Raw genomic sequence first — 12774 nt, 5'->3', positions numbered from 1 at the left:
TCTACGAGGCGCCCTCCCGGTAGGCCGCCGCCTCCTCCAGGTCCAGCCGGCGCAGCAGCGTCCGCAGCATCTCGTCGTCGATCTGCCGGGCGTCCCGCAGCTGGACGAACACCCGCCGCTCGGCGTCGATCATCTCCCTCGCCAGCCGCCGGTAGGTCTCGTCGGCGGACTCCCCGGTCACCTCGTTGACCGCGCCGAGCCGCTCCCACACGGCATTGCGGCGCCGCTCCATGACGGTGCGCAGCCGGTCGGAGAGGGGCCCCGGCAGCGCGTTCCGCTCGTCCTGGAGCAACTCGTCCAGATACTCCTCGGCGGCCCGCGAGGCCTCGTTCTGTGCCTGCGCCTCGGCGAGCGTCTCGGCCTGGGCGTCCCGGCCGGGGAGCCGCAGGACGCGGATCAGCACCGGCAGCGTCAGGCCCTGGATGACGAGGGTGGCGATGACGGTGGTGAAGGTCAGGAAGAGCACGAGGTTGCGGGCCGGGAAGGGTCCGCCGTCGGGCACGGTGGCCGGGATGGAGAACGCGATGGCCAGCGACACCACCCCGCGCATCCCGGCCCAGCCGACGATGACCGGCGCGGTCCAGTTCGTACCGGGCTCGCGGGTGCGGATCCGGGCCGACAGGAAGCGCGGCAGATACGTCGCGGGAAAGACCCATACGAAGCGCGCCAGCACCACCACGGCGAACACCACGGCGGCGTACCCCAGGGCCTGCGGTCCGCTGAACTCCCCCAGGCCGCGCAGCACGACCGGCAGCTGCAGTCCGATCAGCGCGAAGACCGCCGACTCCAGGAGGAAGGAGATCACCTTCCAGACGGCGTCCTCCTGGAGCCGGGTCTCGAAGTCGACCTGCCAGGAGCGGTGCCCCAGGTAGAGGCCGACCACGACGACGGCGAGCACCCCGGAGGCCCCGACCTGCTCGGCCGCCGCGTACGCGACGAACGGGATGAGCAGCGAGAGGGTGTTCTCCAGCAGCGCCGACTCCCGCAGCCGCACCCGCAGCCAGTGCAGCGGCACCATCAGGACGACACCGATGCCGATGCCGCCGATGGACGCGAGGGCGAACTCCTTGAGCCCGTCGCCCCAGGTGGCGGCGGTGCCGACGGCCGCGGCCAGCGCCACCTTGTAGGCGGTGATCGCGGTGGCGTCGTTGACCAGCGATTCGCCCTGCAGGATCGTCGTGATCCGGTGCGGCAGGCCGAGCCTGCGGGCGATGGCGGTGGCCGCGACGGCGTCCGGCGGGGCAACCACGGCGCCCAGGACGAGCGCGGCGGTCAGCGGCAGGTCCGGGATGACGAGGTAGGCCGCGTAGCCGACCACGAGCGTCGCGAACAGGACATAGCCCACCGACAGCAGCGCCACCGGCCGCAGATTGGCCCGCAGGTCCAGATACGAGCTGTCCAGGGCCGCGGTGTGCAGCAGAGGGGGCAGCACCAGCGGCAGCACGATGTGCGGATCGAGGGTGTAGTCCGGGACGCCGGGGACGGCGGACGCCGCGAGCCCGGCGGCGACCAGCAGCAGCGGCGCGGGAACGGGCGTACGGCGCGCCATACCGGCGACCGCCGCGCTCCCGGCGACCAGCAAAAACAGCGGCATCACAGCCATCGGCCCGTCCCGTCCCCGTACTCTTCGCCGGCCGTCCCGGCGATCTAACCTGGCCATCATGAGCGAGTGCACACACGTTGCCGAACTGCCGCGCGCCGAACCGGCCCCGCTGAGCGCCACCTGCCCGGAGTGCCTGGCCGTCGGCAGCCATCCCGTACAGCTGCGGCTGTGCCTGGTCTGCGGCCATGTCGGCTGCTGTGACTCCTCGCCGTTCCGGCATGCGACCGGGCACTTCGAGGAGACCGGCCACGCCGTGATGCGGACGTTCGAACCGGGCGACTCCTGGCGCTGGTGCTTCGTCCATCAAATACTGGTGTGAATCGATCACAGGTGTCCGTTTAGCCTTCAGGAATGATCCGCGAAGCGACCCCCGACGATGTCCCCGTCATCCTGGCCATGATCGGCGAGCTGGCCGCGTACGAACGGGCCCCCGAGGCCGCGCAGGCCACCGAGCCGCAGCTGAAGGAGGCCCTCTTCGGCCCGCAGCCGGCCGCCTTCGCGCTGATCGCCGAGGCGGACGGCGACCCGGTGGGCTTTGCCCTGTGGTTCCGGAACTTCTCGACATGGACGGGCACGCACGGTGTCTACCTGGAAGACCTGTACGTCCGCCCCGAGGCGCGCGGCGGCGGCCACGGCAAGGCGCTGCTCGCGGCCCTCGCGGAGATCTGCGTGGCCCGCGGCTACGAGCGTTTCGAGTGGTCGGTCCTGGATTGGAATGAACCGTCCATCGGTTTTTACCGGTCCATCGGCGCCCACCCCATGGACGAATGGACGGTCTTCCGGCTCACTGGAAAGGCGCTGCACAACCTTGCGGGCACCACGCGCGTCAACGGAGCGTAATCAGCCTCGATTTGGCGGTGCATACCCCTAGCCACTGTCCGTACCCGTGGCTTTACAATCAGTGACAGCGATGACGCCCGGGTGCCCCGGGCCGGATCGTCGTCCGGACGACGGTCGTGCTCCTTCCGGGCGACATCGGCCCGCAGATCGCGATAGCGTCACAGCCGAACCATGTGTCGCGCCGAATCGTTCTCCTTTCATCCGAGGGGAGAAAGGACCGGCGCGAATATCCCGTACCACGCGAATATCGCGCATTTCCAGCTCAACCAGCTTGTGCCACCTTGGAGGTGAGGGTGTCCCAGATCGCAGGCGAGCCCGGGACTCAGGACTTCGTGGAAGTCCGTCTGCCCGCTGCGGGTGCCTACCTGTCCGTGCTGCGTACGGCCACGGCCGGGCTCGCAGCCCGCTTGGACTTCACCCTCGACGAGATCGAGGATCTGCGCATCGCGGTCGACGAGGCCTGCGCGATCCTGTTGCAACAGGCCGTCCCCGGCAGTGTGCTGAGCTGCGTCTTCCGCCTGATCGACGACGCACTGCAGGTCACCGTGTCGGCCCCGACGACCGACGGCCGCGCCCCGGAGCGCGACACCTTCGCCTGGACGGTGCTCTCCGCACTTGCCGGCAAGGTCGACTCCACCGTTGCCGAGGACCGTACGGTCACCATCAGTCTGTACAAGGAGCGCGGCGCCGGTCCCGGACCGTCATGACCGAACAGGGGGCCCCGTGAAGGATCTCGAACGCGGCGGGCGGATGGCGTCCAGTGCGACCATCCCCGAGCAGCAGGCCCGGCCGCATCCGGTGGGCGTAGATGACCACGGCGGCCGGTTGGATGCGGCGGAGCAGGTAGAGCGGGCGGACCAGATGGACCAGAGCGAGCAGCAGGGGCAGCAGGCGCAGCAGCACGATGCGCCGGAGCCCGAGCACAAGCTGCAGGATCAACAGCATTCCCAGGAGCCGCAGGACCGCAGCGGCGCCCGGGCGATGTTCTATGAGCTGCGCAAGCTGCCCGACGGCTCCCCGGAGCGCGCGGAGCTGCGCAACACCCTCGTCCGCATGCACCTGCCGCTCGTCGAGCATCTGGCCCGCCGGTTCCGCAACCGCGGCGAGCCGTTGGACGACCTCACCCAGGTCGCCACCATCGGCCTGATCAAGTCGGTGGACCGCTTCGACCCGGAGCGCGGCGTGGAGTTCTCCACGTACGCCACCCCCACCGTCGTCGGCGAGATCAAGCGGCACTTCCGCGACAAGGGCTGGGCGGTCCGCGTCCCGCGTCGCCTCCAGGAGCTGCGGCTGTCGCTGACCACGGCGACCGCCGAGCTCTCCCAGCGGCACGGCCGCGCCCCCACCGTCCATGAGCTGGCCGAGCATCTGGCGATCTCCGAGGAGGAGGTCCTGGAGGGCCTGGAGTCCGCCAACGCCTACAGCACGCTCTCCCTGGACGTCCCCGACACGGACGACGAGTCGCCGGCCGTCGCCGACACCCTCGGCGCCGAGGACGAGGCCCTGGAGGGCGTGGAGTACCGCGAGTCCCTCAAGCCGCTGCTGGAGGATCTCCCGCCGCGCGAGAAGAAGATCCTGCTGCTGCGCTTCTTCGGCAACATGACCCAGTCGCAGATCGCCCAGGAGGTCGGCATCTCCCAGATGCATGTCTCGCGCCTGCTGGCCCGCACCCTCGCCCAGCTGCGCGACAAGCTGCTCGTCGAGGAGTGAGGAACGGCGGATGACCGAGGTGGGCGGTGCTCTTACGGGCGCCGCCCCCTACGCGTTCAGGGGCCGGTCCCCTACGCGTTCCGGGGTGCGTCCCCTACGCGCTCCAGGGCCGGTCACCACGCGCTCCAGGGCCGGTCCACCACGCATCCGGGGTCCGTCCGCCCGTGATCGTCCGCCTCCGACCCGCCGGAGCGCCCCGGACCGGGCAGCCCCTAAGAGGTCTCCCGCGGCCCGATCCCCAGCGCTTCGGTGGCCGTCGGATTGACCAGCAGGACGAGCACGACCAGCGCGGCCACGGCCAGCCCGACGCCGGCCGCGATCAGCGCACCGCCGCCGTTGACCAGCGTCCAGGCCACCGGCAACGCCACGATCTGCGTGATCAGCGAGGGGCCGCGGCTCCAGCGGCGGCGCAGCCACAGACCCCGCGCGGCCACCAGCGGCAGCACCGCGAGCGCGAGGACGGTCAGCCCGCCCATCTCCGCCTGCTGCGCGCTGTCCGGCGACCCGGCCAGCCCCATGATCAGCATGTACGTACCGAGGGCGGCCATCGCGAGCCCTTCAACCGCGGTGAGCGCCGCTGCGGCGCTCAGCCGGGCGGGCCGCGGGCCGGTCGGCTCGGGCACGGCGGGGGTGCCGGCGGCTCGGGTCGCGGACTGCTTCTGCTGGCTGCTCACCCCAGCAGGGTAGCGCCGGCGCTCCGGGACCTTGGGGATGCCCCGGAGCCGGACTGGGCGTGAGACCGGTACCCGCAGGTAGGTACGCTGCTGCATATGCGCGCACTTCTCGTGGTCAATCCCGCAGCAACCACCACCAGTGCCCGCACCCGTGAAGTACTGACCCACGCACTCGCCAGCGACCTCAAGCTGGAGGTCGCGGAGACGCAGTACCGCGGGCACGCCCGTGATCTGGCCCGGCAGGCCACCGAGGGCGGGGAGACCGAACTGGTCGTGGCGCTCGGCGGCGACGGCACCGTCAACGAGGTCGTCAACGGTCTGCTGGCCAACGGCCCCGATCCCGAGTCGCATCCCCGGCTGGCCGTCGTCCCCGGGGGCTCCACCAATGTCTTCGCCCGCGCGCTCGGGCTGCCCAATGACGTCGTGGAGGCGACCGGCGCCCTGCTGGACGCGCTGCGCGACGGCAGCGAGCGCACCATCGGCCTGGGCCTCGCCTCGGGCACACCGGGCAGCGAGGACGAGGGCGTACCGGGGCGCTGGTTCACCTTCTGTGCGGGCTTCGGCTTCGACGCCGGCGTCGTCGGCCGGGTCGAGCAGCAGCGCGAACGCGGCAAGCGTTCGACCCACGCCCTGTACGTGCGACAGGTCGTACGCCAGTTCCTGGGCGAGGCGAACCGCGGGCGGGGCGTCATCACCCTCGAACGCCCGGGCGGGACCGAGGGCACCACGGAGCGCGTCGAGAACCTCGCGCTGGCCATAATCTGCAACACCGCCCCGTGGTCCTACCTGGGCAATCGGCCGATCTACCCGTCACCGGACGCCTCGTTCGACACGGGCCTCGATCTGTTCGCACTGAGCAAGCTCTCGTCCGGCGCGGTGGCTCGGTACGCCACCCAGCTACTGGCGTCAACACCGCAGCGCGGGCCCCATGGCCGGCACGCACTCTCACTTCACGACCTCACGAACTTCACCTTGCATTCGCAGGTTCCACTGCCGTTCCAGATGGACGGCGACCACCTGGGACTGCGTACGAGTGTGACGTTCACAGGCGTACGCCGTGCACTGCGTGTGATTGTGTGAGCAGTAGGGCCCAAAGTCCTTTCACTCGAACGTTTAGACTGGTTTCCACCCCCTGGAATGACGGCTGTGAGCTAGGCGACACCAAGGAATCAAAAAAAAGTTTCCGGAAGGGGTTGTATCCGTCGCCGAGGTTTGCGAGTCTCTTCATGGCGATCGGGACGGCCGCTTTACCGGCCCCCTTGAGAGCCCGAATCCTCCTCCTCATTCCACAGGACCGCACCAGTTCACAGCTGGAGATCGGGCCTTCCCTTGTGGAGGGATTCGTGAAAGCGTTCACATTCACAAGCAACGATCCCGTCACACGAGGAGATGGAGCAGCCATGGACTGGCGTCACCGCGCCGTTTGCCGCGAAGAAGACCCCGAACTCTTCTTCCCTATCGGCAACACCGGTCCTGCGCTGCTGCAGATCGAGGAAGCCAAGGCCGTCTGCCGCCGCTGCCCCGTCATGGAGCAGTGCCTGCAGTGGGCGCTCGAGTCCGGCCAGGACTCCGGCGTCTGGGGTGGTCTGAGCGAGGACGAGCGCCGCGCGATGAAGCGCCGTGCAGCTCGCAACCGGGCGCGCAACGCCAGCGCCTGAGCCAGCAGCCCCGTGGCCCCCGAGCCGCAGCGCGCAGTACCCCCGATGCACCCTCGGCGCTGAAAAGCCCGGTTGTTATCGCATCGCAATAGCTTTGAGCCCCGGACCGATTCGGTCCGGGGCTTGCTGCTGTTTCCGGGACGTTCCGCTGTTCGGGTCGGGGCCGGACCGGCGGGTTTCCCTCCGGCGGCCCGGGACGCGGCGCCGTCCCAGCGCCGCCCCGGCCTGGTCTCGACCCTGTCTCGGCGCGGCCTCGATGCGGTTTCAGTGCTGTTTCTCGGGGCGCACGGGGACGTCGAGGATGACCTGCGTGCCGCGCCCGGGCGCGCGCACCATGTCGAACTTTCCGCCCAACTCCCCTTCCACCAGGGTCCGCACGATCTGCAGCCCCAGGTTTCCGGCGCGCTGCGGATCGAAGTCCTCCGGCAGGCCGCGGCCGTCGTCCTGGACGGTGACCAGCAGCCGCGGCTCCTTACGGCTGCCGCCGCGCACCGCGCCGACCTCGACCGTGCCCTGCTCCCCCTGGTCGAAGGCGTGCTCCAGGGCGTTCTGCAGCACCTCGGTGAGCACCATCGACAGCGGCGTGGCCACCTCGGCGTCCAGGATGCCGAAGCGCCCGGTGCGGCGGGTGGTCACCCGGCCCGGGGAGATCTCCGCGACCATGGCCAGCACCCGGTCCGCGATCTCGTCGAACTCGACCCGTTCGTCGAGGTTCTGGGACAGCGTCTCGTGCACGATCGCGATCGAACCGACCCTGCGTACGGCCTCGTTGAGCGCCTCGCGCCCCTGTTCGGAATCCATCCGGCGGGACTGTAGCCGCAGCAGCGCGGCGACCGTCTGCAAATTGTTCTTCACCCGGTGGTGGATTTCCCGGATGGTGGCGTCCTTGGTGATCAGTTCCCGCTCGCGACGTCGCAGTTCGGTCACATCGCGCAGCAGCACCAGCGAACCGATGTGTGTGCCCTTGGGCTTGAGCGGAATAGCGCGCAATTGGATCACGCCTTCATCGCCCTCGACCTCGAATTCCCTGGGGGCCCAGCCGCTGGCGAGCTTGACCAGGGCCTCGTCCACCGGACCACGGGCGGGCGCCAGTTCGGCGGTGGCCTGGCCCAGGTGGTGGCCCACCAGGTCGGCGGCGAGACCGAGCCGGTGGTAGGCGGAGAGCGCGTTGGGGCTGGCGTACTGGACGACACCGTCCGCGTCGAGCCGGATCAGCCCGTCGCCGGCGCGCGGCGAGGCATCCATATCGACCTGCTGGCCGGGGAAGGGAAACGTTCCGGCAGCGATCATCTGGGCGAGGTCGGAGGCGCTCTGGAGGTAGGTGAGCTCCAGCCGGCTGGGGGTGCGTACGGTCAGCAGATTGGTGTTGCGGGCGATCACCCCGAGCACCCGGCCCTCGCGGCGCACCGGGATGGACTCGACGCGGACCGGAACTTCCTCTCGCCACTCAGGGTCGCCCTCGCGTACGATGCGGCCCTCGTCCAGGGCGGAGTCCAGCATCGGCCGGCGGCCGCGGGGAACGAGATGGCCGACCATGTCGTCCTGGTAGGAGGTGGGGCCCGTATTGGGCCGCATCTGGGCGACCGAGACATAGCGGGTGCCGTCGAGGGTAGGCACCCACAGCACAAGATCGGCGAAGGACAGGTCGGAGAGCAGCTGCCACTCCGAGACCAGCAGATGGAGCCACTCGAGGTCGGAGTCGCTCAGAGCGGTGTGCTGGCGTACGAGATCGTTCATGGAGGGCACGCTTTGGAGCCTACCGGCGTACGGTGTATGTGTTGTGCCTGCACGGGCATGGACAAGTGAGAATGGTCTAGTCCACAATTCCACACAAGCCTCCGTTCTCCCCGCACAGGAGAGCGGAACGAGGCCGAAGGCGCTCTCTGCCCTGACTGCGCCGAGGCCTCCGATCGACCGGTCCCAGGACGGGACCGTGCCCCTACCGCACACAGGGACACATCTCCCGCCCGCAAGGCGGGACCGGCCGATGTCAGCTCCGGGCTGCGGTGCCGGACAGGTTGAGGGTCCTGTCCCGGCGCCGCGGCCCGCGGGTGTTTTCCGGGGGTGTTACGAGGCGGGGCGTGCGGCCGTTCCGGCCTCCGGCTCCGTCGCCTGCCGCGGCCAGGCCCGCATCGCCAGCTCGGCGATCGCCTCCAGGGCCGTTCGCTCCGCACCGTCCCGCGCCTGCTGGGACATGCCCTGGACGACCGCCCCCACATAAGCGGCCAGCGCACCGGCGTCCGTATCGGCGGGGAGTTCGCCGGCCGCGATGTCCGCGCGGACGGCGCTCTCGATCTCCCGGACGTTCGACAGGCGCATCTCCCGCAGGGAGTCCGCGACTTCGGCGGACGCGGGCGAGATGTTCAGGGCGGCGCTGATGACCAGGCAGCCGCGGGGGCGGCCGGGCAGGGTGTATTCGGCCGCGGCCTCGCGCAGCGCGCGTTCGACGCCGCGGCGGGCGGTCGGCTCCTCCGCCACGGCGCGGGAGAGGAACCCTCCGTAGAGCCGCCCGTACTCGGCCACGACCTCGTCGAACAGCGCCCGCTTGTCGCCGAAGGCGGCGTAGAGGCTGGGGGCGCTGATGCCCATGGCGCGGGTGAGGTCGGAGATGGACGTGGCCTCGTAGCCCTGCTCCCAGAAGGACCGAACCGCCTGCTCCAGGGCCGTCTCCCGGTCGAAGGACCGGGGCCGGCCGCGCTGTTTCGTCTCCTTGGTCGCCATGGCGGGAATTCTATAGCGGTCGGTACGGAACGCATGCTACGGTTTTTCTGTAGCGAGCGATACAGAAAGCGCTCGGTGCAACGACATGTCCATAGACGAATCGGGGAGGGGCACTGCCATGGGTGCGCTCAGCGGCAAGACGGCACTGGTGACAGGCGGCAGCAGGGGGATCGGGCGGGCGATCTCACAGCGGCTGGGGAGGGACGGCGCGCGGGTCGGCGTGCATTACGGGCGCGACGAGACGGCGGCCAAGGAGACGGTCTCGGAGATCGAGGCCGCGGGGGGCCAGGCCTTCGCGGTCCGGGCCGAGCTGGGGGTGCCGGGAGACGCCGAAGCACTGTGGTCCGCGTTCGACAAGCAGTCCGAGGGACTGGACATCCTCGTCAACAACGCCGGGATCAACAAGGCGGTCGACGGGACGCTCAAGTCGATCGGCGAGGTGACGGCGGAGGACTTCGACCACCTCTTCGCGGTCAACACCAAAGCGCCGTTCTTCATCGTCCAGCAGGGGCTCACCCGCCTGCGGGACGGCGGGCGGATCATCAACACCTCGACGGGGCTGACGCGTGGCGCGGCCAAGCCCGAGTTGATCACCTACGCCATGACCAAGGGCGCGATCGATGTCTTCACCTCGACGCTCGCCAAGGACCTGGGCCGGCGCGGGATCACGGTGAATGCGGTGGCGCCCGGGGCGGTGGACACGGATATGAACGCCAAGTGGCTGCGGGGCGAGACCAATACCGAGGCGCAGCAGCGGGTCAGGGCGATATCCCCGTTGGGCCGGATCGCGGACGCCACCGACATCGGCGACATCGTGGCCTTCCTGGCCTCGGACGACAGTCGCTGGGTGACGGGCCAGTGGATCGACGCGACGGGAGGCGCACTGCTCTGACGAGGCGTCGGCCGCCCGGCGAGCCGGCGGCCCCTTGGTCACCGAACCTCGGAAAAACATGCCCCGCCGTTCGGCAGCGCCACCGGGACCGTGGGCCCGCCCTCTGATAGATTGGTCTATACCACATGGATCATTCTCCAGAACGGCAGGCCAAGCGTGGAAGTTGTCATCGTTCCGGATGCCACGGCAGGCGGCGAGCTGATCGCGGAGGCCATCGCCACCCTGGTGCGCCGTAAGCCCGACGCGCTGCTCGGTGTGGCCACCGGGTCTACCCCGTTGCCCATTTACGAGGCGCTGGCGGCAAAGGTCCGGGCGGGTGCGGTGGATGCCTCGCGGGCGCGTATCTGCCAGCTCGACGAATATGTCGGCCTGCCGGCCGGGCACCCCGAGTCCTACCGTTCGGTGGTCCTGCGCGAGGTGGTCGAGCCGCTCGGTCTCAGCGAGGACTCCTTCATGGGGCCCGATGGTTCGGCCGAGGATGTCCAGGCCGCCTGCGAGGCGTACGACCGTGCGCTGAGCGAGGCCGGCGGGGTGGACCTCCAGCTGCTCGGTATCGGCACCGACGGGCACATCGGCTTCAATGAGCCCTGCTCATCGCTCGCCTCCCGTACCCGTATCAAGACGCTGACCCAGCAGACCCGGGAGGACAACGCCCGGTTCTTCGACAGTCCCGACGAGGTCCCGCACCACGTCATCACCCAGGGCATCGGCACGATCCTGGAGGCGCGCCACCTGGTGCTGCTCGCCACCGGCGAGGGCAAGGCCGACGCCGTGGCCCATGCCGTCGAGGGCCCGGTCGCCGCGCTGATCCCGGCCTCGGCGCTGCAGCTCCACCCGCACGCGACGGTCGTCGTCGACGAGGCCGCGGCCGCCAAGCTGAAGCTCGCCGACTACTTCCGCGCCACCTACGCCGCGAAGCCGGACTGGCAGGGCATCTAGTCAGCCTCCGGCGGGGCGTCCCGCCGGCTTAACGGCCGGGGTGGTCCTGCGGGATGCCCCGGCCGCGTCGTACCGGGGCGTCCCGTGTCGCGACCGGGCGGCTGGGCGTGCGACCGGGCGTGCGGGCCGTCCCGGCACGGGGCCGAGGGCGGCGGGCGGCGGGCGGCGGGCGGTCTATTCCGCGCTCGCCGGCCCCCGGCCCGTGAGGAGTTCGGCCGCGGCCCGGCCGCAGACGCGGGCGGCGCCGTGGGTGGCGATGTGCAGGGCGCCCTGGGGCGGGGACTGGGGGACGCCCATTTCGACGACCGCGGTGTCGGGGCGGGCGGCGAGGAGGGCGGCCAGTGCGTCGGCCATCCAGGGGTGGCGGTGCACATCCCGGACGACGGCGACGATACGGCGGTCGGCGGCCGCCCTGAGCAGCCCGTCGATCAGGGCGGGGGTGCCCTCGGCCGCGGCGGACTCGCCGGTGCAGGTGGCGGTTTCGGTGCCGGGGACGAGACGGGCCAGTTCGGCGGCGACGCCCCAGGGGGTGTCGTCACCCACGGCGATATTGGCGAGGGGGGTGAAGGCGGCGACGTACGCGGGGGTGGTCAGCGGCTCGTAGGGGCGGCCGCCGGCGGTGCTGCGCAGGGCGCGGCGGGCCGCGGTGAGTCCGATCCCGGGTGCGGGCACGGCCCCCTCCCCCGCGCCCGCACCCCGGGTCCAGCGCGCCAGGGCACGCACCCGTGCTGCGGCGTCGGCGAGCCGCTTCTCCGACAGCTCGCCGTCGCGCACCGCTCTCACCAGGGCGTCGCGCAGCCGCAGCACGGTGTCCTCGTCGGCCAGTCCGCCGCCGACACAGATGGCGTCGGCGCCGGCCGCGATGGCCAGCACGCTGCCGCGCTCGATGCCGTAGGTGGCGGAGATGGCCTGCATCTCCATCCCGTCGGTGACGATCAGTCCGTCGAAGCCGAGGCCGCCCTCGGCGACGGGGGCGCGCAGCAGGCCGCGCAGCGCGGCCGGGCTGAGCGTGGCGGGGTGCTCGGCGTCCAGGGCGGGCAGCAGGATGTGCGCGCTCATCACGGCCCGGGTGCCGGCGGCGACGGCGGCGCGGAAGGGCACCAGTTCGCGTTCCTGGAGGGTGGTCAGGTCGGCGGTGATACGCGGCAGGTCGTGGTGGGAGTCGACGGCGGTGTCGCCATGGCCGGGGAAGTGTTTGGTGCAGGCGGCGACGCCGGCGGACTGCAGACCGTCGACGTAGGCGGCGGTGTGCCGGGCGACCAGCTGCGGGTCGGCGCCGAAGGAGCGGACGCCGATGACGGGGTTGTCGGGGTTGGAGTTGACATCGGCGGAGGGCGCCCAGTTGAGGTTGATACCGCAGTCGGCCAGCCGGCGGCCGAGTTCACGGGCGACCTCGCGGGTCAGCGCGGTGTCGTCGACGGCGCCGAGCGCATGGTTGCCGGGGAAGGAGGAGCCGCCGCGCACTTCGAGGCGGGTGACATCGCCGCCCTCCTCGTCGATGGCGACGAGGATGTCCTCGCGCTCCCGGCGCAACCGTTCGGTGAGCGCGGCGAGTTGGGCGGGGTCCGCGACATTGCGGCCGAAGAGGCCGACCGATGCCAGGCCCTCGCCGACCCGGCGCAGCAGCCAGTCGGGGGCGGTGGTGCCGGTGAAGCCGGGCTGGAGGACGGCGAGTGCGTCGCGGGTGAGGGTGTCGGTGGAGCGTACGGAGTGTGCAGAGCCTGCGAAAGGAGTCAT

The 12774-nt window shown here is 70.7% G+C and carries 13 protein-coding genes; 8 read left to right on the top strand and 5 right to left on the bottom strand.

The genetic code is table 11. The annotated features are described in order from the left end of the window. Position 1 precedes the first annotated feature (1 nt). Positions 2-1603: a Na+/H+ antiporter gene (locus KI385_RS29900; protein WP_238575218.1), complete on the bottom strand. Its 1602-nt coding sequence runs from the start codon at positions 1601-1603 to the stop codon at positions 2-4. A gap of 58 nt (positions 1604-1661) precedes the next feature. On the opposite strand from KI385_RS29900, the gene KI385_RS29895 reads away from it, so the two are divergent. From KI385_RS29895 to KI385_RS29880, 4 genes are all read left to right on the top strand, one after another. Then, positions 1662-1922 carry a UBP-type zinc finger domain-containing protein gene (locus KI385_RS29895; RefSeq protein WP_238575217.1) on the top strand — a complete coding sequence of 87 codons (261 nt, stop codon included), beginning with the start codon at positions 1662-1664 and terminating at the stop codon, positions 1920-1922. 32 nt (positions 1923-1954) lie between these two features. Further along, complete coding sequence (locus tag KI385_RS29890) at positions 1955-2443, top strand: GNAT family N-acetyltransferase (protein ID WP_238575216.1); 489 nt, start codon at positions 1955-1957, stop codon at positions 2441-2443. Between the two features lie 293 nt (positions 2444-2736). Beyond that, positions 2737-3150 (top strand): ATP-binding protein, encoded by a 414-nt coding sequence (locus tag KI385_RS29885; protein ID WP_003985353.1) that lies wholly within the window; start codon positions 2737-2739, stop codon positions 3148-3150. Positions 3151-3193: 43 nt separating this feature from the next. After that, positions 3194-4153 carry an RNA polymerase sigma factor SigF gene (locus tag KI385_RS29880; RefSeq protein WP_238577912.1) on the top strand — a complete coding sequence of 320 codons (960 nt, stop codon included), beginning with the start codon at positions 3194-3196 and terminating at the stop codon, positions 4151-4153. Positions 4154-4365: 212 nt separating this feature from the next. Here the strand turns inward: KI385_RS29880 and KI385_RS29875 are convergent, their stop codons facing one another. Next, positions 4366-4827, bottom strand: a complete 462-nt coding sequence (locus KI385_RS29875; RefSeq protein ID WP_238575215.1) for a hypothetical protein — start codon at positions 4825-4827, stop codon at positions 4366-4368. 96 nt (positions 4828-4923) lie between these two features. Between KI385_RS29875 and KI385_RS29870 the strand changes: the two genes are divergently transcribed. Beyond that, positions 4924-5907 (top strand): diacylglycerol/lipid kinase family protein, encoded by a 984-nt coding sequence (locus tag KI385_RS29870; RefSeq protein ID WP_238575214.1) that lies wholly within the window; start codon positions 4924-4926, stop codon positions 5905-5907. A 320-nt stretch (positions 5908-6227) separates the two neighbouring features. Next, positions 6228-6485, top strand: coding sequence for a WhiB family transcriptional regulator (locus KI385_RS29865; protein WP_003983230.1), 258 nt, complete (start codon positions 6228-6230; stop codon positions 6483-6485). Between the two features lie 264 nt (positions 6486-6749). Here the strand turns inward: KI385_RS29865 and KI385_RS29860 are convergent, their stop codons facing one another. Together KI385_RS29860 and KI385_RS29855 are read right to left on the bottom strand one after the other, a co-directional pair. After that, positions 6750-8222, bottom strand: coding sequence for a sensor histidine kinase (locus tag KI385_RS29860; RefSeq protein WP_128511510.1), 1473 nt, complete (start codon positions 8220-8222; stop codon positions 6750-6752). Between the two features lie 330 nt (positions 8223-8552). Then, the gene (locus KI385_RS29855) at positions 8553-9206 is read right to left on the bottom strand and encodes a TetR/AcrR family transcriptional regulator (RefSeq protein WP_238575213.1); all 654 of its coding nucleotides are present in this window, start codon (positions 9204-9206) and stop codon (positions 8553-8555) included. Between the two features lie 118 nt (positions 9207-9324). Between KI385_RS29855 and KI385_RS29850 the strand changes: the two genes are divergently transcribed. Next, positions 9325-10098, top strand: a complete 774-nt coding sequence (locus tag KI385_RS29850) for an SDR family oxidoreductase (protein WP_238575212.1) — start codon at positions 9325-9327, stop codon at positions 10096-10098. Between the two features lie 156 nt (positions 10099-10254). After that, positions 10255-11037, top strand: a complete 783-nt coding sequence (nagB, locus tag KI385_RS29845) for a glucosamine-6-phosphate deaminase (protein ID WP_128511500.1) — start codon at positions 10255-10257, stop codon at positions 11035-11037. A 174-nt stretch (positions 11038-11211) separates the two neighbouring features. Here nagB and KI385_RS29840 read toward each other — a convergent pair whose 3' ends face one another. Then, positions 11212-12774, bottom strand: coding sequence for a glycoside hydrolase family 3 protein (locus KI385_RS29840; RefSeq protein WP_238575211.1), 1563 nt, complete (start codon positions 12772-12774; stop codon positions 11212-11214).

This window comes from Streptomyces inhibens, from assembly GCF_022221585.1.
In the GTDB taxonomy this organism is placed as follows: Bacteria; Actinomycetota; Actinomycetes; order Streptomycetales; family Streptomycetaceae; genus Streptomyces; species Streptomyces inhibens.
Note: the sequence above shows the minus strand (reverse complement) of the source record. Positions and strands in the feature narration are given on the sequence as shown.